At 38.0% G+C, this 22,017-nt stretch carries 15 protein-coding genes, 1 tRNA gene and 2 pseudogenes; 12 read left to right on the top strand and 6 right to left on the bottom strand.

Annotated elements, in window-relative coordinates; translation table 11 throughout:
• Positions 1–168 precede the first annotated feature (168 nt).
• Positions 169–1,839, top strand: a complete 1,671-nt coding sequence (locus tag V5290_RS05690) for a diguanylate cyclase (RefSeq protein ID WP_333382743.1) — start codon at positions 169–171, stop codon at positions 1,837–1,839.
• A 446-nt stretch (positions 1,840–2,285) separates the two neighbouring features.
• Here the strand turns inward: V5290_RS05690 and V5290_RS05685 are convergent.
• The 5 genes from V5290_RS05685 to rpsU form a co-directional block, all read right to left on the bottom strand.
• Positions 2,286–2,362 (bottom strand) — tRNA-Ile (locus tag V5290_RS05685).
• A 384-nt stretch (positions 2,363–2,746) separates the two neighbouring features.
• The gene (gene rpoD / locus V5290_RS05680) at positions 2,747–4,591 is read right to left on the bottom strand and encodes an RNA polymerase sigma factor RpoD (protein ID WP_333382741.1); all 1,845 of its coding nucleotides are present in this window, start codon (positions 4,589–4,591) and stop codon (positions 2,747–2,749) included.
• Positions 4,592–4,688: 97 nt separating this feature from the next.
• Positions 4,689–6,437 carry a DNA primase gene (gene dnaG, locus V5290_RS05675; protein ID WP_333382739.1) on the bottom strand — a complete coding sequence of 583 codons (1,749 nt, stop codon included), beginning with the start codon at positions 6,435–6,437 and terminating at the stop codon, positions 4,689–4,691.
• Positions 6,438–6,653: 216 nt separating this feature from the next.
• Positions 6,654–7,097, bottom strand: a complete 444-nt coding sequence (locus V5290_RS05670; RefSeq protein ID WP_333382737.1) for a GatB/YqeY domain-containing protein — start codon at positions 7,095–7,097, stop codon at positions 6,654–6,656.
• Positions 7,098–7,115: 18 nt separating this feature from the next.
• The gene (rpsU, locus tag V5290_RS05665) at positions 7,116–7,331 is read right to left on the bottom strand and encodes a 30S ribosomal protein S21 (RefSeq protein ID WP_025563760.1); all 216 of its coding nucleotides are present in this window, start codon (positions 7,329–7,331) and stop codon (positions 7,116–7,118) included.
• Positions 7,332–7,620: 289 nt separating this feature from the next.
• Here rpsU and tsaD point away from each other — a divergent pair, with 289 nt between their 5' ends.
• Positions 7,621–8,640, top strand: a complete 1,020-nt coding sequence (gene tsaD, locus V5290_RS05660; protein ID WP_333382734.1) for a tRNA (adenosine(37)-N6)-threonylcarbamoyltransferase complex transferase subunit TsaD — start codon at positions 7,621–7,623, stop codon at positions 8,638–8,640.
• 83 nt (positions 8,641–8,723) lie between these two features.
• Here the strand turns inward: tsaD and queG are convergent, their stop codons facing one another.
• Positions 8,724–9,905, bottom strand: a complete 1,182-nt coding sequence (gene queG, locus V5290_RS05655) for a tRNA epoxyqueuosine(34) reductase QueG (RefSeq protein WP_333382732.1) — start codon at positions 9,903–9,905, stop codon at positions 8,724–8,726.
• Between the two features lie 381 nt (positions 9,906–10,286).
• Here queG and tsaE point away from each other — a divergent pair, with 381 nt between their 5' ends.
• The 10 genes and pseudogenes from tsaE (at position 10,287) to V5290_RS05600 (ending at position 21,804) form a co-directional block, all read left to right on the top strand.
• A complete protein-coding gene (gene tsaE, locus V5290_RS05650) occupies positions 10,287–10,745 on the top strand; it encodes a tRNA (adenosine(37)-N6)-threonylcarbamoyltransferase complex ATPase subunit type 1 TsaE (RefSeq protein WP_333382730.1) in 459 nt (152 codons plus the stop codon).
• Positions 10,746–10,822: 77 nt separating this feature from the next.
• Positions 10,823–12,094, top strand: a pseudogene (locus V5290_RS05645) (N-acetylmuramoyl-L-alanine amidase); the annotation flags it as partial.
• Positions 12,095–13,228: 1,134 nt separating this feature from the next.
• Positions 13,229–13,366: pseudogene (locus V5290_RS05635) on the top strand (LysM peptidoglycan-binding domain-containing protein); the annotation flags it as partial.
• An 18-nt stretch (positions 13,367–13,384) separates the two neighbouring features.
• The gene (mutL, locus tag V5290_RS05630; RefSeq protein WP_333382728.1) at positions 13,385–15,268 is read left to right on the top strand and encodes a DNA mismatch repair endonuclease MutL; all 1,884 of its coding nucleotides are present in this window, start codon (positions 13,385–13,387) and stop codon (positions 15,266–15,268) included.
• A 1-nt stretch (position 15,269) separates the two neighbouring features.
• Positions 15,270–16,202, top strand: a complete 933-nt coding sequence (gene miaA / locus V5290_RS05625) for a tRNA (adenosine(37)-N6)-dimethylallyltransferase MiaA (protein ID WP_333382726.1) — start codon at positions 15,270–15,272, stop codon at positions 16,200–16,202.
• A gap of 154 nt (positions 16,203–16,356) precedes the next feature.
• Positions 16,357–16,584, top strand: coding sequence for an RNA chaperone Hfq (hfq, locus tag V5290_RS05620; protein ID WP_333382724.1), 228 nt, complete (start codon positions 16,357–16,359; stop codon positions 16,582–16,584).
• A 209-nt stretch (positions 16,585–16,793) separates the two neighbouring features.
• Positions 16,794–18,125 carry a ribosome rescue GTPase HflX gene (gene hflX, locus V5290_RS05615; RefSeq protein WP_333382722.1) on the top strand — a complete coding sequence of 444 codons (1,332 nt, stop codon included), beginning with the start codon at positions 16,794–16,796 and terminating at the stop codon, positions 18,123–18,125.
• A 138-nt stretch (positions 18,126–18,263) separates the two neighbouring features.
• The gene (gene hflK, locus V5290_RS05610) at positions 18,264–19,448 is read left to right on the top strand and encodes an FtsH protease activity modulator HflK (RefSeq protein WP_333382720.1); all 1,185 of its coding nucleotides are present in this window, start codon (positions 18,264–18,266) and stop codon (positions 19,446–19,448) included.
• The gene (gene hflC / locus V5290_RS05605) at positions 19,448–20,314 is read left to right on the top strand and encodes a protease modulator HflC (RefSeq protein WP_333382718.1); all 867 of its coding nucleotides are present in this window, start codon (positions 19,448–19,450) and stop codon (positions 20,312–20,314) included. Before hflK ends, hflC begins: the two co-directional genes overlap by 1 nt.
• Positions 20,315–20,487: 173 nt before the next feature.
• On the top strand, positions 20,488–21,804 hold the full coding sequence (locus V5290_RS05600) for an adenylosuccinate synthase (protein WP_333382716.1): 1,317 nt from the start codon (positions 20,488–20,490) through the stop codon (positions 21,802–21,804).
• Positions 21,805–22,017 lie beyond the last annotated feature (213 nt).

Raw genomic sequence — 22,017 nt, 5'->3', positions numbered from 1 at the left:
ATAAGCTTATTTGTATGTTTTATGTAATATCTCTTGTATCAGGGGGTAAATTATCCCAAAGTTGTTATTTATATTTAAGTATTTCTTTATAAAGCCGATAAATAACTAATAAATCTCTATTTAAATCTGATATTAAGTATCCGTTACCCATTAAGTTTTAAGGTCATTATGTTTCATAGTATTAAAGCCCAGATAATTACCATTTACTCTATTGTTATTATCGCATTTACATCATTACTTTTATTAACAGTTTACGTTAATGAAAAAGATAGGATGTTAGAGTTAGAGTTAACAACTTCTACTAAAATATCGCAAATGCATGCGACGAAATTAAGCCAAGAGTTTGGTCAATATATTGCCATGCTAAAAGTGTTGAGTGGTGACTTTAAACCTGTACATAATGATCAAGAAACTATTCACCGATTACTACAAAGGTTAATCAAGGCTGGTGGAGATAACTTTGTTAACGCTATTTACATCGACCAAGCATTAAACCTTACAGATGCAAATTACAATCGAATGAAAGCAGTTCATCCATCTTTGTTGGAAGGCAATGATTGGGATGATAAAGAATTTAATATAAGTAACCCTATCAATAGTAGCTTCGAAAATAAGCCTGTAATTATTGTATCAGTTCCCATTCGTGACAATAAAAAGCAATGGAGTGGGACAATAGCTGCCGCTGTACCTATTGATATTTTACCTAAAAAATTAGCTTCAATTAAATTAGGGCAAGGGAGTTATGCTTGGTTAGCTGACTCGGAAGGATTATTAGTTTCTCACCCAAATTCTTCATTTATTATGAAAAATAGGGCCACTACTGAAGAGAACCCTGATTATCCGGGATTCAATGAAGTCGTTAAACAGGCTAAGTTAAAAGATAATGGCTATGGCCGTTATTCGGATTTGATATTAGATGAGTCCAAAATAGTGACCTATTCAAGTATTAAATATCTGCCTGGTTGGGTGCTTTATGTCACCACTAAAGAGTCTGAAATTTTCGAAGGGATTTATGAAATCTTATATAATGTAATCATTATTGCTGTGCTATTAATGATTGTATTCCTAGTATTTGTTAGTCAATTAGCGAATAAAGTAACAAAACCTATTGTTAAGTTAACTCAAGAGGTTAAGTCCGTAGTGAATAGTAATAGTGACTATTTTCACGGTATTGATTCCAAAGATGAAATAGGGCAGTTATCTAAAGCATTTGATAGTAGTTTCAGAAAAATACGTACTCATACTATGCATTTAGAAAAAATGGTAAATCAACGTACACAAGAAATTGCCACTAAAAATTCGTTACTTAGTGAGCAGAATGATCAACTTGAAGAGTTGGTCTCTAAGGATCCATTAACTCATTTATATAACCGTCGCGCATTTAGCCGTTTGCTGGATAAAGAACTCGCCAGAGCAAGAAGACATAAATCATCTGTCGCACTTGCGATATTAGATATTGACCACTTTAAACGAATTAATGATACCTATGGACATAATGTTGGTGATGAAGTGCTATGTCGCTTTGCTAATGAGTTGACCAATAATATGCGTGTGGAAGATCTGATATGTCGTTGGGGTGGTGAGGAATTCGTTATTTTATTATGGGAAGCTACTGCTTCATCCGCTTTTAGGCATATGGATGAGATACGTGAGAATATTGCTAATTTACAGTTTGATACAGTAGAGCAAGTCACATTTAGTATTGGTATGGCGACTATGAGACATGATGAAGAGTTTAAAGATTGGTTACATAGAGCCGATGATGCTCTTTATAAAGCTAAAGAAACAGGTCGAAATCGTACTGTTATAGATTGCAATGAGCCTCCAAAGGAAAGCTAAGCATCCCTAGTTAAAGAAGCGTTAGCCAAACAAGTTAATATTTGTAGCTAACGCTTTGCTGCATTAATACCTCTAGCCTCAACATCATCATTTCTTTATAAATATAAATCAAAGTACCAAGAGCAGTCGTTAATTTATCTTTACATTATCAGGGCCATTATTGGCGAAGTCATTGTAGAATTGAGCTTTGGAAATGTTATAAATAAGTCGTTATACCAATTACATTAAATAAGTGATCTAAATTTTACGCCGGGAAAATGACTGAGTTCAAGGCGTAATTTAAGTTAAATAGTTGTTCTATTTGCGAAAATTACAACGAAGAAATAAGTTGTTTTAACAAGTAAAATAGATCAGTTAATTAGTGTGATTGGTATTAGAATTACTCTCTAAAATACAGCACCAATAAAAAAGGCTAGTAAACATTATGTTTACTAGCCTTCTGTATATGGTGGCCCTTCCCCGACTCGAACGGGGGACCTGACGATTATGAGTCGTATGCTCTAACCAACTGAGCTAAAGGGCCTTAATTTGTGCGCTGATTATATAAGCTACTTATTTCGCTGTCTAGTTTATTCAGTTTGATTGCTTATTTAATCATCGTAATTAGCTTAGCATTCTTAAATAACTTCAATACTGGATAATAAAGCGAGTCAACACAGCTATTTATTATATCAATTACATTAAATAAGTGATCTAAATTTTACGCCGGAAAAATGACTGAGTTCAAGGCGTAATTTAAGTTAAATAGTTGTTCTATTTGCGAAAATTACAACGAAGAAATAAGTTGTTTTAACAAGTGAAATAGATCAGTTAATTAGTGTGATTGGTATTATTAGTAGATTATTATGTTTCAGATATAAAAAATCCCACCGAAGTAGGATTTTTTAAATCTTTAAGTAAGCTTCAACTACTCGTCTAAGAAGCTACGTAGTTGCTCACTACGGCTTGGGTGACGTAGTTTACGAAGAGCTTTCGCTTCGATTTGACGAATACGCTCACGTGTTACATCAAACTGCTTACCTACTTCTTCTAATGTATGGTCAGTATTCATATCGATACCGAAACGCATACGTAGTACTTTCGCTTCACGAGCGGTTAAACCTTCTAATACATCATTTGTTGCATTCTTAAGGCTTTCACTTGTTGCGCTATCAACTGGTAATGCGATTGTCGTATCTTCAATGAAGTCACCTAAGTGCGAATCTTCATCATCACCGATTGGCGTTTCCATTGAGATTGGCTCTTTAGCAATTTTTAATACCTTACGAATTTTATCTTCAGGCATCATCATGCGTTCTGCTAGCTCTTCAGGCTGTGGTTCACGACCCATTTCTTGTAGCATTTGACGAGAGATACGGTTAAGTTTATTAATCGTTTCAATCATGTGTACAGGAATACGGATAGTACGCGCTTGGTCTGCAATTGAACGAGTAATTGCTTGGCGGATCCACCATGTTGCATAAGTTGAGAATTTGTAACCACGACGGTATTCAAATTTATCAACGGCTTTCATTAGACCGATGTTACCTTCTTGGATTAAATCTAAGAACTGTAAACCACGGTTGGTGTATTTCTTAGCAATCGAGATAACAAGACGTAAGTTCGCTTCTACCATCTCTTTTTTAGCACGACGAGCTTTAGTCTCACCAATGCTCATTGCACGAGAGATTTCTTTTAGGTTGGTAATGCTTAATGTGCTTTCAATTTCGATCGCTAACATTTTACGAATACAACGTTCTAGATCTTCTTCAGCATCTTTAATACCTGCAACATAACCTTGATCACCGTTTAGTACTTCTTCTAACCATGCATTGCTAGTTTCATTGCCTTTGAATAGTTTAATGAATTCAGCTTTTGGCATTTTGCACTGTTCAACACAGATTTTTAAGATTAAACGTTCTTGAACACGTGCTGCATTCATATTACCGCGAATCAATTTCACCATACGGTCAAATTGTTTTGGAATTAGCTTAAATTGTTGGAAGTATTCAGCTTGTTCGTTAATCGCTGCTAAAGTCTCAGGATGTTTACGACCGTTTTTAGTGATAGACTTTTCAACAATATTATTTAAACGACGTAATTCAGCAAATTTTTCTGCTGCTTCTTCAGGACATGGGCCTTTAGGACCTTCCTCTTCTTCCTCGTCATCTACATCATCTACGTCGTCATCAGCTAAATCAGATTCAGACAATTCAGAACCGATGTTAGTTGCACTTACGGCCTGTGTCATATCATCGTTAGGGTCAATAAAACCACTGATTAAATCAGTTAGTTTCATCTCTTCAGCTTCGTAGCTATCGTAGTTATCTAATAAGTTGCGAATAGTGGCAGGGTACTCAGAAACAGAGTTCTGTACTTCTTTAATGCCTTCTTCGATACGCTTAGCGATAACAATTTCGCCTTCACGCGTAAGTAGTTCAACTGTACCCATTTCACGCATATACATACGAACTGGGTCAGTAGTACGGCCAATTTCAGACTCTACTGTTGCTAATACTTGCGCAGCAGCTTCTACAGCGTCTTCATCTGGTTCATCATTATCTGTACCAGATAAAATTAGGTCATCAGCATCAGGAGCAGTTTCAACAACGCGAATACCCATGTCGTTGATCATTTGAATGATATCTTCAATTTGCTCTGACTCAACGATATCTTGCGGCAGGTGATCATTCACTTCTGCGAAGGTTAAGAAACCGTTTTCTTTACCTTTAATGATCAGCTCTTTAAGCTGCGATTGAGGTGTTTGGGCCATAGGTACCATCCAAAAAATTAGTCGTAAAATGTGGTGTAAATGGGAAAAAATCTAAGCGCTCGATTATACGCCTAAATTGAATTTTATGCCAATCCCATTAATGTTGTTTTTGTTCTTTGAGAAGTTGTGCCAACTGCACTGTCTCCTCGGTTGTTAAAACTTCGCCTTGTCTTGATTTTTGTTTTAAAAATTCAATACGTTGCGTAAGGTGCAAAGATAAAAAGTTATCTAAGATATCGAAGAACACTTCTTCGTATGTGTCTTCATCAACTTGGTTTTTCCAAGTTGCTAGAGTAATTAATTGTTTTTCTTCGGGCTGACCACGCCAATGTTCTAATAACAGTCCTGTAGAGAGATGGGGCGTGTCTCTACAAATTTCAAGTAGTGTGTTTAAAAGAGTTAATCCGGGTATTTGTATCTCTTTAAATTCTGGTATTTCAGCTAACTGATAAGCCATTTGAGGATGCTGAAGCAATAACGAAATAGCTAATCTCATTGGCGTTATTTTTTGCGAAGTCGATTTCTTTTCTACTTTTTGTGCCGCGGGTAATAACTTTTGTAAACCTTCTTTTTCAATACCTAATAAGCTAATTAAACGAGTTTCCATCATTTGTCTGAATACCGAGTCAGGTAACTTAGTTAATAACGGAATTGCCAATTGTGCAAGTTTTGATTTGCTATCGGCACTGGTCATGTCAACTTGTGTTAATAATTGTTGGAATAAAAAGTCGGAAAGAGGCATTGCTTGATCGACTAATTTTTCAAAGAAATCTTTACCTTCTTTTTGTACTAAACTATCTGGATCTTCACCATCCGGTAGAAACATAAAGCGTACTGTTCGACCATCTTGAATCGCAGGTAGTGCATTTTCAAGTGCTCGCCATGCTGCCGTTCTACCTGCTTTATCGCCATCAAAACAACAAATAACTTCACTGGTTTGTCTAAATAGTAGCTGTATGTGGTCGGGCGTGGTTGCCGTACCTAAGGAAGCAACGGCGTAATGAATATCAAATTGCCCTAGAGCGACGACATCCATATAACCTTCGACTACTAAAATACGTTGTATCTCTTTGCTATGTTGTTTAGCTTGATACAGGCCGTATAGTTCTTTCCCTTTATGGAAAATAGGTGTTTCAGGTGAGTTTAAATATTTTGGTGTTGTATCGTCAAACACACGGCCACCAAAGCCAATCACGCGTCCACGCCTATCTAAGATAGGAAACATTAAGCGATCTCTGAAGCGATCGTAACTGCCTCCATTATCTTTGCTAATAAGCATACCTGCATCAATAAGTTGTTGTTCTGTTTGTTTATTGATGGCAAATTTTTTACGCACTTCATCCCAACCATCTGGCGCATAACCGATTTGGAAGTGTTTAGCTGTTGCACCAGATAAGCCTCTACTTTTTAAGTAGCTAATGACTTTTTCGCTGTTTTTATGTGTACGTAACTGTTGTTGGTAAAAGCGTGTAATATCAGCCATTAATTGATATAAGTCTTTTCTATCGACATAGGTTGCAGCAGGTTGATTACTACCAGACTCCTCACGCGGTACCTCAATGGATAATTGCTCTGCCAATACTTCTACAGCATCAACAAATTCGATTCCGTCATAGTCCATTAAGAAGGAGACTACGTTGCCACTAACACCGCAGTTAAAACAGTGGTAAAACTGTTGGTCTGGACTGACTGAGAAAGTGGAATCATTATTACCATTATGGAAAGGGCAGCGTGCGCGGTAGCTTTTACCTTTTTTCTTCAATTTAAGACGGCTATCAATTATATCAACGATATCGGTACGAGAGATTAAGTCGTCAATGAAATTCTTTGGAATGCGGCCAGCCATTTAAGAGTCCTATGGAGAAATGAGAGTACTATACTCACAGTATTTAATACGACACGGATATTGTGTTTTTAATTCAGGTTAGATGCTACTTTTTTCAAAATATCAGGGTGTTTAAAGTTAATAATTAATATTAACTGATAAAGTTGCTTTCATTAAAACAAAAAAACCTCAGACTTATAAATAAGCTGAGGTTTTTTAATCAAGAAAACAGAGTGACTATTTTAAGCTAGCTCTTACAAGCCCGCTTACTGAAGCCATATCTGCTCTACCTTGTATCTCTTTTTGGAGTATACCCATCACTTTACCCATATCTTGCATGCCTTGTGCATCTACAGATGCGATAGCTTGTTTAATATGAGCATCTACTTCTTCAGCAGTTAGTGCTTGAGGTAAAAATTCCTCTAAAATAGCAAGTTCCGTTTTTTCTATATCAGCAAGATCAGCTCGGTCCGCTTTTTCAAATTGTGTAATTGATTCTTTACGTTGTTTAACCGATTTCACAACAACTGTTGTAACAGCGTCATCATCAAGTTCAATTTTATCATCAATTTCAATTTGCTTAACAGCTGCAACTAATGAACGGATAGTCTTTAAACGGACTTTATCCTTTGCACGCATTGCAAGCTTTTGCTCTTCTTGTAATCTTGTTTTTATAGACATCGGAGACCTTTATCTATTCTAGTATAAACGTACGCGACGAGCGTTATCACGAGAAAGTTTTTTCAGGTGACGTTTAACAGCTGCTGCTTTAGCACGTTTACGAACTGTAGTAGGTTTCTCGAAGAATTCACGTTTACGAGTTTCTGCTAAGATACCTGCTTTTTCACAAGAACGTTTAAAACGACGTAATGCTACGTCAAATGGTTCGTTTTCACGAAGTTTAATTACTGGCATATGCCTCTTACCTTTATGGTTACGGTCGTAAATTGACCAGTGCATTTAAATTGGTGCCGAATTTTAATCCTATTTGGGGGATGATGTAAAGAAATTCCGCATTAATTTTCATTAAAAAAGCAGAAAGATCTTAATGATCTTTAGATCCGTGCTTATAATCACGCTCGATAAAAAAATCCATCTTGGCTGTATTTTCCGTTAGAATGCGTTACTTTTTTTATTTTGTTCTCTATTTTATTTAATTAGCGTTAATGAAAAGCTGATTATTTTAGTTATAAGGTTGTTTACTATGCGAATTTTAGGCATTGAAACGTCATGTGATGAAACAGGTATCGCTGTTTATGACGATCAGCAAGGTTTGTTATCGCACCAATTATATAGTCAGGTGAAATTACACGCTGATTACGGTGGTGTTGTTCCTGAACTCGCGTCACGTGACCATGTACGTAAAACGATTCCTCTTATTAAAGAAGCGTTAGCTTTAGCTAATTGTACTAAAGATGATATTGATGCGATTGCTTATACAGCAGGTCCAGGATTAGTCGGTGCATTATTAGTGGGCTCATGTATTGGTCGTAGTATTGCGTTTGCTTGGGACAAACCAGCAATTGCAGTTCATCACATGGAAGGGCACCTTTTAGCGCCTATGCTAGAAGATGACAAGCCTGACTTTCCTTTTGTTGCGTTGTTAGTATCTGGCGGACACACATTATTAGTACAGGTAGACGATATTGGTGAATATACTTTACTTGGTGAAAGTATTGATGATGCTGCGGGTGAAGCCTTTGATAAAACAGCTAAGCTATTAGGATTAGATTATCCTGGTGGCCCACGCTTAGCTAAAATGGCTGAAAATGGTGTAGCAGGGCGTTTTAAATTTCCTCGCCCTATGACTGATAGACCAGGTTTAGATTTCAGCTTCAGTGGTTTAAAAACTTCTGCCGCCGTGACTATTGCACGTGAAGGTAATGACTTACAGACACAATCTGATATTGCCTATGCTTTCCAAGAAGCGGTGATTGATACTATCGCGATTAAATGTAAACGTGCTTTAAAGCAGACGGGGCTAAAACGTTTAGTAGTTGCTGGCGGTGTGAGTGCCAATATAGCGTTACGTGAACAACTAGCTGAAACGATGCAAAAGCTAGGTGGAAAAGTATTCTATCCTCGCAGTGAGTTTTGTACTGATAATGGTGCAATGATTGCTTATGCTGGTATGCAACGTTTAAAAGCCGGTCATACACAAGGTTTAGAAATTAAAGCGAAACCACGTTGGCCGTTAGATCAATTAGAGAGTGTGAAGAGTTAAGTCTTCACTCTTTGTTGTGAATATTAAAGCCGTTATTCATTAAATTGTGTAGCGGCTTTTTTATTATTGGCAGTGGTCAGAAATCAAGCATCTCTCGGTAAGCCTTTTTTAACGGCCTTGATTAAACGCTGATTTAATCTGTCGATATTAATTGGTAATTTTTGTTGTTGTTCAGCTAGTGCCCATTCAATGTGCTCATTGATTAGTTCATCTTCACTTTCGGTTAGTTTATTTTGCAAACTAGTAATTACGTCAATACTACTTGGTGCATTACCTAGAGCAATGGCGATATTTCTCAACCATCGTTGATAACCAATACGACGTATTGGCGAGCCTTCCGTATTTTTTAAAAAGGTACTTTCAGACCAAGCGAATAAACTGAGTAGTGATTGATTTTGTAAAAAATCTTTGGCTTGGTAGTCTGATTCTTGCGTCGTTTCTGCAAAACGATTCCAAGGACAAATTAATTGGCAATCATCACAACCATAAATACGGTTACCGATTGCTTTACGGAACTCGCTAGGGATAGCACCTTGCAATTCAATCGTTAAATAAGAGATACAACGTCGTCCATCTACGACATAAGGCGCTACGATTGCTTGTGTAGGGCAAATTTTCATACAAGCAACACATTGTCCACACTGGTTTTGCTGTGCTTGATCAACGGGTAAAGCAAGGTCAATTAATAGTTCGCCAAGAAAAAACCAAGAACCAGAATCTTTATCTAATAATAGCGAATGTTTACCCACCCAACCTAAGCCTGCTTTTTCTGCTAACGGACGTTCTAAAATTGGCGCACTATCCACAAAGGGACGAAAACCTAACTCACCAACTTCACTTTTAATCTTATCGCCTAACTGTTTTAAACGTTTACGCAGTACTTTATGATAATCTCTACCCAGTGCATAGCGGCTTATATAAGCGAGATCTTTGTCTTCTAAGTTCGCCGCAAATTGTGCGTCTTCTGGTAAGTAATCCATTCTTACGGAGATAACACGTAATGTGCCCGGTAATAACTCATCTGGTCGAGCACGCATCATGCCATGCCTTTCCATGTAATCCATCTCGCCATGGTATTGGTTATCTAGCCAAGCTTGTAAATTTGCTTCTTGATCTTTTAAATCAACATCACTGATACCAACAGCTTGAAATCCCAATGCTTTTCCCCACTCTTTTATATTTTTGGCTAGTGCATTTAGTTCAGCCGATGCGAGGGGAGTTTGAGAAGCTGTTTGTAATGTCTCTGATGTTTGATTTTTTGTCATTTGTTACGCATTTCGTTGTGAGAAGTCTATTTTTACCTGTTTTCTATGCGGCGAGTTTAGCATAACTTACTAAATAACCTCAGTTCAGGTTCGGGTTATTGAGAAAAATTTAACACAGAAATCCATATAAATAGTGGTCTTGACTCGCTTCACTTACCCATAATTGAAGTTAAATATGAGTGCTTCTCTTAATTTAGCTTCAGGTAATTAATTTACTTTCTGAAGTGATTGTTTATGCTGTGCACTAGGCTAGCACTAGTGTGAAGTATCCGCTTTCTGTTATTATCTGTGCCAATAGCGCAATTTCAGATTGTTTTTCATGCTATTTAAAGAATTTAGCTGTCAATATACTCAACTTATGACCGGAATGAATAAATCTCAATGTCGAATCTATTAAAAGAAAAGTTACTGGATGCTGAACAAACTGTGCAATTTGGTGACCGTTTAAGTAAAGCTTGTGAAGCTGCAACGTGTATTTATCTACATGGTGACCTTGGCGCTGGTAAAACAACCTTAACGCGTGGCTTTATTCAGGGGGTAGGGCATGTAGGTAATGTTAAAAGTCCAACTTATACATTGGTCGAACCTTATGAATTAGCTAATTGGCAAGTTTATCATTTTGACCTTTATCGTTTATCAGATCCTGAAGAATTAGAATTTATGGGAATTCGTGATTACTTTGGTGAAACTAGCCATTGTTTAGTGGAATGGCCTGAACGCGGTGTTGGCTTTTTGCCTAATCCAGATATAGATCTCACCATCGTTTATGTTGGCGAGCAGCGTGAAATTACGTTACAAGCAAATACCGATAATGGCTTAAGAGTATTAAAGAATTTATGATGAATAAGTACAGTCCAGTAATGTTATTAAAGCCTCTGTTTTCTAGTAAAATTAATTTACTTTGTGCTTTCTTATTAATGCAATGCATCAGTTTAAGTGTCGTTGCAGCACAAAACGAATTAAAAGGTGTGCGTACCTGGCCTTCTCCTGATAACACTAGGGTTGTACTTGATCTCGCTAATAAACCTCAATATGAAACCCATTATCTGACTAAACCGGATCGTTTAGTCATTGATTTAACTGGGACACGCAATAAAGCAAATTTAAATGCGATTAGTAATAAAGGTAAGTTGATCACGCGAATTCGTGAAAGTAAAACGGCAAAGGCTAATACCTTTAGGTTAGTGATTGATTTAACCACCGAAAGTAAAGCAAGAATTTTCAGTTTACCGCCTGCCAAACCTTATGGGCATCGTTTAGTTATTGATTTACCAACTATCGCTACTAAGGTACCCACTAAAATAGCGGCAACACCTAATGGCCGTAATATCATTGTTGCGATAGATGCAGGTCATGGTGGCGATGATCCTGGTGCATTAGGTAAATATAGTTACGAAAAGAAAGTAACATTGCAAATAGCTAAACGCTTAAAAAATACTATTGATGCACAACGTGGTATGCAATCATTTTTGATTAGAACTGGCGATTACTTCGTTAATTTAAACAAACGTTCTGAAATTGCGCGTAAAGGTAAAGCGGATTTCTTAGTTTCTATTCATGCCGATGGTTTTACCTCTAGTCGTCCTAAAGGGGCTTCTGTTTGGGTTTTATCGAACCGCCGAGCGACTACAGAGTTAGGTCGTTGGATGGAAAAGAATGAAGCACAATCTCAGTTATTAGGTGGTGCCGGAGATTTAATCCAAGACTCCGATAGTGTGCCATTTTTGAATAAAATGTTATTAGACATGTCCATGGGTAATACGATGGGAGTGGGTTATAATATTGGTAGTTTGGTAACGAGTGAGCTATCTAAAGTTACCACCATGCATAAAAAACAGCCTGTGCATGCTAGTCTGGCAGTACTTAAATCTCCAGATATCCCTTCAATTTTAGTTGAGGCTGGTTTTATTACTAACCCAACTGAAGAGCGCTTATTAAATCAAGCAGAGTTTCAAAGTAAAATTGCAAATGCTGTATTCAAAGGTATCTACAAACACTTTAGTCTAAAACCGCCTCAAGGTACTTTATTTGCTCAGAAAAAGCATGCAACTAAACATACAGTGCGTAGCGGAGAGTCTTTATCGATTCTTTCTAAGCGTTATAGTGTTAGTGCGGCGAAATTAAAAAGCTTTAATCATTTAAAATCTAGTTCGTTAAAGATTGGACAAGTATTAAGTATTCCAGAGAATTATCAGGTTGTGGTTGAACCTGAACCTCGTGTTACTTCAGTGCAAAAAGCGACAACACATATAGTTAAACGAGGTGAGTCTTTATCAGTAATTGCTAGTAGATACGGTAAAACTACTACGCAATTAGTAGCTTATAATAACTTATCAAATACCACACTATCGGTGGGGCAAAAAATTGCTATTCCTGGTGCGGGTAATATAGCACCGAATACACAAACAGTAGTGGTTAAGACACCTGTCGTTCATACCGTTGTTCGTGGTGAGTATCTTTCAGCTATTGCGAAAAAATATAATAAAAGCATTAAACAGTTAACTTCTTACAATAAGTTAACCTCAACGACATTGCGCGTTGGACAACGCCTTAAAATTCCTGGGGCTTATACCGAAACGACAAAGACACGTGTTGTGGAGAAAAAGGTGGCTCCGAAAGCTCCTACACCGCAAATAAAACCGCAAATAAAAAGTCAGATTTATACGGTGAAATCAGGTGACTCTTTATCGGTCATTGCTGAAAAGTATGCGACAAACACTACTCAACTTAAGCAAGTAAACAATTTAAAATCTAGCAATGTTTTTGTGGGGCAGAAGTTAAAAGTGCCGGCAGGTAAAGCTCCATCAGAACCTGAACGCCTTCATGTAGTTAAAAAAGGAGAGTTTTTATCTGTTATTGCGGAGAAGTACGGTACTAGTACTTCGACTTTAAAAAATTATAATAACCTTAAGTCGACCTCCATACGTGTAGGACAAAAGATAAAAATACCAGGTACTGGTAGCTCAAACTATCAAGCCGCGGTAGCAAAAAAAGTCGTGCCAACTAAGCATAAGGTAAAACGAGGTGAATCATTGTCAGTGATTGCACAACGTTATGATAGAAGTGCTAAGCAGTTTCAAGCTTATAATAAGTTAAGCTCCACACGTCTGTTTGTTGGGCAAGTGCTGAAAATTCCAAGCGCTGATTATAGTGCTCCAGTTCGACCATCAACACATACCGTGAAAAAAGGGCAGTCTCTATCTGTGATTGCAAGTCGATACGGTGTGAGTACACAACAGTTAAAGCAGTTTAATGGGTTACGTTCAAATTCATTAAATATTGGCCAGCGCTTAAAAATTCCAACAGTTAGTGCAAAAACACAACACAAAGTACGTAGTGGCGAATCATTATCAGTGATTGCACAACGTTATGGTACTACGACCAGTGCGATTATTTCGGCAAATAATTTGCGCAGTAAGTCTTTATCCATTGGTCAAGTATTAACAATTCCTGTGAGCTAGTTTAACGAGTTTATTATCATGTCAATTCAGATATTACCTGCACGTTTAGCTAACCAAATTGCCGCTGGTGAAGTAGTAGAGCGTCCTGCTTCTGTGGTTAAAGAGTTAGTAGAAAACAGTTTAGATGCTGGCGCGACCCGTATTGAAATAGAGATTGAACAGGGCGGCGCAAAGTGCATTCGCATTAAAGATAACGGTAAAGGTGTCAGCAAAGAAGAGTTGACGCTTGCATTAAGCCGCCATGCCACCAGTAAAATAAGTCACCTTGATGACTTAGAAGCGATTGTTAGTTTGGGGTTTAGAGGAGAGGCGCTTGCTAGTGTTAGTTCTGTATCTCGTTTAACTTTTACCTCTAAACCAGCTGAACAAGATCAAGCATGGCAAGCAATTGCTGAAGGTCGGGATATGCAAGTGAATGTGCAGCCTGCTGCTCATCCCCAGGGAACAACCGTAGAAGTATTAGATTTGTTTTTTAATACACCTGCACGTCGTCGTTTTCTAAAAACAGAAAAAACTGAATTTCAGCATATAGATGAGTTGATTAAGCGTATCGCATTAAGCCGCTTTGATATTGCCATTACCCTCAAACACAATAAAAAAATAGTAAGGCAATATAGAGCCGCGCCAGAACAAGCGCAGCAGGAAAAACGTATTGCGGCTATTTGTAGTGAACAATTCATTCAACATGCGGTGTTTTTTGAGCATGCAGACCAAGCATTGAAAATATCCGGCTGGGTATCAGATCGCTTATCTCCTCGCCCTTTAGCTGATGTGCAATATTGTTATATTAATGGTCGAATGATTCGCGATAAATTAGTTAATCATGCTATTAAACAAGTGTTCGCACACTATATTCCTCAAGGGATGTTTCCTGGTTACATCATTTACATTGAGTGTGATGCAAAAGAAGTGGATGTCAATGTTCACCCTGCTAAACACGAAGTGAGATTCCATCAAGCTCGCTGGGTGCATGACTTTATTAGTAGCACCCTAAATTCAACGTTGAGTGATAGCTCATTATTAAGTCATGACGTTGAAGCGCAACAAGCTACCACGCAACCCCGTGTTGCTGAGCATGCTTATCAGCCGCCAAGTCAGTTATCTGAAGGGCAGTCCGGTGATTATAATCAAGCTTCTAATAGTGAAGCGAGCTCTCGTCGTAGTGAGTCTTCTGGTGGTTATTCTGCGATGCCTGCACGTCCTCAACTGGATCATCAACAAGTTGGGGCTTATTGTGATTTTGTGGCGGAAGCATTTCAGCAAAATATTGCATTACCTAATGATGTGACACACTCTCAAAATACCTCTGCTATGGTCAAATTAGTAAGCGCCATTGACCAAGATCACTTGCTGGTTCAACCTATTACTGCATCATTAAGCGCATTAACATCAAATGGCTTATTAATTATGTCATTATCGAAAGTACATAAAAATAAAGTGTCTGCACAATTATTTAATGCTTGGCAAGACGGTGAGGTTATTTCGCAGCCTTTGTTGCTTCCGGTACGCTTTAAATTGAATGCTGAAATGTTGGTGATAGCAGAGCAAGCTAGTACATTACTAGGTCGCTTGGGTTTCACCTATAAATTTCAATCGCAATTTGTGATTGTTAGTCAAGTACCTGCCGCTTTTAGGCACGCTCCGATTGCAACTATTTTACCGCAGTTATTTGAGTCATCTAATCAAGTTGATAACGAAGTAGAAAATCAAAGTAGTGAGATACAAGTGAAGCAATTGTGTGATCAGCTTAGCCATTTATTACAAGTCCAAGAATCAGATAAAGCTTTCTCGGCTGCAGAGATAAACTCTTCACTTGAAGCTTTAAACAGTTTGTCAGAAGAAGCACTACCAAGCTGCTTTAAACAACCTAATTTGTCATTATTATTACAGGGTATTCAATAGAATGACCGACACTCCTAGTGCTTTTCCAAAAGCTATTTTTTTAATGGGTCCAACCGCCTCGGGCAAAACAGACTTAGCGATTAAACTCGCTCAGCAATGTCGTTGTGAAATTATTAGTGTGGATTCAGCTCTAATTTATAAGCAAATGGATATAGGTACAGCCAAACCGAGTGCAGAAGAGCAGGCTTTAGCGCCACACATGTTGGTTGATATTATCGACCCTTTAGAAAGCTATTCAGCAGGTAACTTCCGCGATGATGCATTACGTTTAATGGGGGAGATTGTTGAAAGAGGCAATACACCTCTATTAGTCGGTGGCACTATGCTTTATTACAAAGCTTTAGTAGAGGGGTTATCGCCTCTACCTAGTGCAGACCCGGAAGTTCGTGCAGCGATAGAAAAGCAAGTTAATGAAAGTAGTTGGCAAGCATTACATGAAGAGCTGCAACGAATAGATCCTGTTTCTGCGCAACGTATCCATGTAAACGATCCGCAGCGATTAGCCCGTGCTATTGAAGTGTATCGTATTACCGGTAAAAGCATGACCGAACTGACTGAGGTGAAAAGTGACCCAATACCTTTTGATGTACAACAATTTGCAATCGCCCCTGCTGAAAAATCAGTATTACATGAGCGTATAGAGCGCCGTTTTGATTTGATGTTAGCAGGCGGCTTTGAGCAAGAAGTCAGAGACTTATATGAACGTGGTGATCTACATTTAGATTTACCCTCTATGCGCTGCGTTGGTTACCGTCAAATGTGGGAATATATTGAAGGTAAAATGGATTATGAAGAGATGCGTTTTCGAGGTGTGGTCGCAACTCGGCAGTTGGCTAAACGACAAATGACTTGGTTGAGGGGCTGGAAACAAAATATTCATTGGTTGGAAAGTGCCGATCTTGATAATTTTGAAAAGATTAAATCAGTATTATAAGTGCTCAAATTTCGTGTAAACCGTTAGTTATTTAAATTACAAGAAGATAGAAGGAGGTGCGGATCAAAATTTTACGTTTTCGGTCGGTTTTTTTCTATTCCTTGGTTATACTTATATTTGAATATAATAATAAAGAATACTTAAGGAATCACTAATGGCAAAAGGGCAATCACTTCAGGATCCTTTCCTAAATACCTTGCGTAAAGAACGAATCCCAGTCGCAATTTATTTAGTGAACGGAATTAAATTACAAGGGCAAATAGAGTCCTTTGATCAATTTGTCATTTTATTGAAAAACACCGTCAGTCAAATGGTTTATAAACATGCAATCTCTACTGTCGTACCAAGTAGAGCCTTACCTACTATTACTCACGAAGAGTAGTTAACTACTTTAATGAAATTGGTATTACATTGTTGTAAATAAAATGGCTTGCTTGATGCGGGCCATTTTTTTATCTAATAGTGGTCTCTTCTCGAATGTATACAGTATATTCATATGATAGCTGTGATAGGATTAAATCTGATGTTTAGTCTTGAAATCACGCCACTAAGCACCATCTATTACCTTTACATATTATACTGGAGAATTATTTGTTTGATCGTTATGAAGCCGGTGAACAGGCTGTTTTAGTTCATGTCTCTTTTACAGATGAAAATAATAAAGAAGATATTGATGAATTAAAGCTGTTAGTTAGCTCTGCCGGTGTTACACCTGTTGCAACAGTAACAGGTCCTCGTAAGTCACCTCACGCTCGTTTCTTTGTTGGTACAGGTAAAGCGCAAGAAATTGCAGATACTGTACATACTATGGGCGCTGATATTGTTATCTTCAATCATGCATTATCGCCTGCACAATTGCGTAATATGGAGCAAAAGTGTGAGTGTTTAGTACTAGATAGAACAGCATTAATTCTAGATATTTTCGCACAACGAGCTCGTACCTATGAAGGTAAATTGCAAGTAGAACTGGCACAACTTCATTACATGTCGAGTCGATTAGTACGTGGTTGGAGCCACCTTGATAAACAAAAAGGTGGTGTTGGTATGCGTGGCCCTGGTGAAACCCAGCTAGAAACGGATAGACGTTTATTAAGTGCACGTATTACAACCATTAAATCAAGATTAAGCAAAGTTTCAAAGCAACGTGAGCAAGGTCGTCGCGCTCGTCTTCGTAATGAAGTACCGACAGTTTCACTGGTGGGTTACACCAATGCTGGTAAATCGACTTTATTTAATCAAATTACCGAAGCAAAAGTGTATGCTGCTGACCAATTATTTGCGACCTTAGACCCAACATTACGCAAAATCTCAGTGGATGATGTCGGTACTTGTATTTTAGCTGATACAGTAGGGTTTATTCGTCATCTACCGCATGATTTAGTTGCCGCTTTTAAAGCGACACTACAAGAAACACGTGAAGCGACTTTGTTGTTACACGTAGTCGATTGTTCTGATGAAAACTATTTAGCTAATGTTGAAGCTGTAGAAGAGGTATTAACGGAAATCGATGCAGGTGAAGTGCCTCATTTAATGGTGATGAATAAAATTGATGCATTAGAAGAAGCGGAACCAAGAATAGACTATGATGATTTAGGTGTGCCAACACGCGTTTGGTTATCTGCACAAAAAAATATCGGTGTAGATCTATTATTTGATGCCTTAAGCAGTTTATTATCGGGTAAGATTCGTTCATTACAGTTATCGATACCACCTGCACAAGGTAAGTTGCGAGCTTTGTTTTATCAATTAGAGTGTATTGAAAATGAAGTTTATGCTGAAAATGGTGATTGTGTTATCGATATTCGTTTAAATAACACCGATTGGCAGCGTTTGATAAAGCAAGAAGGTGACTACATAGAACAATTTGTAGTGGATAATAATTATCAAACAGTGGCAGAATTAGAGAAAGATGATTGGACCTAATATGTCATTAAGCGCTTTATTATTAGACTGAACATTGTTACATTGCAGTAATAGTTTAAGTGTTTGGTAAATTCTTTTAAATGATTCATTATTAAACAGATTTTATTAATTCAATTTATGAGTAAATCAGGAGCTAACATGGCTTGGAATGAACCGGGTAAAGATGATAAAAAAGATCAAGACCCGTGGAACAAAAACGATAAAAAGAATGAGCAGGGACCACCTGACTTAGACGTTGTTTTTCAAAAGATATCTGGATTTTTAGGTGGCTTATTTGGAAAGAAATCTACACAAGGTCCTTCTAGTGGCAACAACGGTAACGGTGGTAAGGTTGTTGCTATTGCCGTACTAAGTATCATTGCTATTGTTTGGTTCGCAAGTGGTTGGTATACCATTAAAGAGTCTGACCGTGGTGTTGTACTACGTTTTGGTGCTTACCATTCACAGGTTGACCCTGGTTTACATTGGAATCCAAAATTTGTTGACCAAATTATTCCAATTAACGTTGAAGCTTTCCGTACTTTACCAACATCGGGCTTTATGCTGACTGAAGATGAAAATATCGTACAAGTTTCAATGGAAATCCAATACCGTATCGTTGAGCCTGAAAAATACTTGTTCAGTGTAACCAACGCTGATAATAGTTTATTACAAGCATTAGACAGTTCTTTACGTTTTGTTGTTGGTCATTCAACTATGGATGATACATTAACAACGGGTCGTGAAGTGGTACGCCAAGAAACGTGGGAAATGCTTAATAAGATTATTGAAAGCTATCACCTAGGTATTCAGATTCTAGATGTCAACTTACAACAAACACGCCCGCCTGAACAAGTTAAGGACGCCTTTGATGATGCCATTGCTGCTCAAGAAGATGAAGAGCGTTTTGTACGTGAAGCAGAAGCTTATGAGCGTGAAAAAGAACCGATTGCTCGTGGTCAAGTCAAACGTATTGAACAACAAGCTCGTTCATATGAGGAAGGTATTATCCTAGAAGCACAGGGTGCGGTTGCTAAGTTTAATCAATTACTACCTGAGTACCAAGCTAACCCAGAAGTTACTCGCCAACGTTTATATATTGAAACAATGGAAAAAGTACTGGGTAATGCTTCTAAAGTGTTAATCGACAATAAAGCGGGTGGGAATTTAACTTTCCTTCCACTTGATAAATTGATGGATAAGTCTAATAACACAACACGTTTACCGGTTGAAACTGAGATCGAGACACGTTCACGTGCAGATCAAAAAGCAGACCAAGATGAGCGTAATGCAATTAATGAAAGAGCTTCGCGTAGCAGCCGTACAACGGGGAGAGAGTACTAATGAAAAAATTATTAATATTACCAGCAATTTTGTTTATAGCTTTCATTAGCAGCGCGTTTGTTGTTTCTGAAGGTCAAAATGGTATTGTTTTACAGTTTAGTAAAGTGAAACGTGATAGTGATAATAACCCTGTTGTTTATGAACCTGGTTTACACTTCAAAGTGCCATTTATCGATACAGTTCGTGTGATGGATACGCGTATTCAAACGTTAGATGATCAACCAGATCGCTTCGTAACTTCAGAGAAAAAAGATTTAATCATCGATTCTTATGTTAAGTGGCAAATTGATGATTTAGCAGTTTATTACCTATCAACAGGCGGTAATAAAATGCAAGCAGAAGCATTGTTGAAACGTAAAATCAATAATGGCCTACGTAATGAAATTGGTTCGCACACGATTAAAGATATTGTTTCTGGCAAACGTGGTGAAGTGATGGAAACTGCATTGAAGCGTTTAGCTCGTTCATCTGAGTTAGGTATTAAAGTGATTGATGTTCGCATCAAAAAAATTAATTTACCAGATGGCGTAAGCAACAGTATCTACAAGCGTATGCGTGCAGAGCGTCAAGCCGTTGCAAGAGAACATCGTTCAGAAGGTCAAGAAAAGTCTGAAGTGATCCGCGCTAACATTGACCGTAAAGTTTCAATTATGCTAGCTCAAGCGAACAAAGAGTCTGCTGAAATACGTGGTCGTGGTGATGCAACATCATCTAAAATTTATTCAGAAGCCTTCTCTAAAGATGCTGAATTCTATGCCTTCATGCGTAGTATGCAAGCTTACCAAAAAAGCTTTGCAGACAAACAAGACGTAATGGTGCTAAGTCCAGATTCAGACTTCTTTAAATACATGACCAATAAGAAATAATATCCATTATGTTTAGTCTATGGCTAGATACTAAGTGATTGTAATAAGGCCGATTTATCGGCCTTTTTTTTATTTTAAATTATATAACTAGCGATAAACTCACAAAGATATTGATCCAACTGTTTAAACTTTGCTAAAATCCCCGCTCAATTCGCTAGAGATATGTGATTCTGATGGGAAAAAATGTAGTAATTCTTGGCACTCAATGGGGTGATGAAGGTAAAGGGAAAGTAGTTGATCTACTTACAGACAAAGCGCAATGGGTTGTTCGCTATCAAGGCGGCCACAATGCGGGTCATACACTAGTAATCGATGGAGAGAAAACAGTACTTCATCTGATTCCATCAGGCATACTGCGTGAAAACGTAAAATGTGTCATCGGTAATGGTGTGGTATTAGCACCAGATGCATTGTTCAAAGAAATGAACATGCTTATCGAGCGAGGCATTCCAGCCAAAGAGCGTCTTTCAATTAGTGAAGGTTGTCCTCTAATTCTTCCTTACCATGTAGCACTAGATGTTGCGCGTGAAAAAGCACGTGGAAATAAAGCTATTGGTACAACTGGTCGTGGTATCGGTCCAGCTTACGAAGATAAGGTTGCACGTCGCGGTTTGCGTATAGATGACTTATTCAATATGGAGAAGTTTGCGGTTAAACTTAAAGAAGTAATGGAATTCCATAATTTCCAATTAGTTAACTACTATAAGACTGACCCAGTAAGTTACGAAGATGTATTAGCACAAATGACTGAAATGGCTCCGCTATTAATTAGCATGGTTATTGATGTAACAGATGAGCTTGATAAAGCACGTTTACGTGGTGATCTTATCTTATTTGAAGGTGCACAAGGTACGTTATTGGATATTGACCACGGTACATACCCATACGTAACATCGTCAAACACGACAGCTGGTGGCGTTGCTACTGGTAGTGGTTTTGGTCCTACACACCTTGATTACGTCTTAGGTATCGTTAAAGCTTACACTACACGTGTTGGTTCGGGTCCCTTCCCAACTGAGCTTTATGATGGTGTTGACCACTTAGATCCTGCTGGTCACCATATGGGTACAGTAGGACACGAGTTTGGTGCAACAACTGGCCGTTTACGTCGTACAGGTTGGTTTGATGCAGTTGCTATCAAACGTGCAGTACAACTAAACAGTATCACGGGTTTTTGTTTAACTAAGCTTGATGTATTAGATGGTTTAGAAGAGATCAAAATCTGTACTGGTTACACTATGCCTGACGGTAAAGTAGTTGATGTGCCTCCTATGTGCGCAGATGGTTATGAGCAGGCTGTTCCTGTTTATGAATCAATGCCTGGTTGGTCTGAAGTATCATTTGGTGTTACTACTTATGATGCATTACCTGCTAATGCAAAAGCTTACATTGAACGTCTTGAAGAGTTAACTGGGATCCCTATGGATCTTATTTCAACTGGTCCAGATCGTAACGAGACAATTATCCGCGTTAATCCGTTTAGCGCATAACAATAATTGTTTAAAAAAGGCCCGCGTTATTGTTAAAAATAACGCGGGCCTTTTTGATCCTGCTGCATAGCTATAGCAATCTTGTTTACCTACTTATTACTTCGTTGTATTTTCGAAAATAGAGCAACTATTAAATAATTAATACTTTTCAGTTAACTTTCCGATAGTTTACTAACGCCGAAAGACGTAAGTTGGGACATGAGCTCAGTCATT

The organism is Psychromonas arctica (assembly GCF_036697365.1).
Lineage (GTDB): Bacteria > Pseudomonadota > Gammaproteobacteria > Enterobacterales > Psychromonadaceae > Psychromonas > Psychromonas arctica_A.
This window is presented reverse-complemented; position numbering and strand designations above follow the sequence as displayed.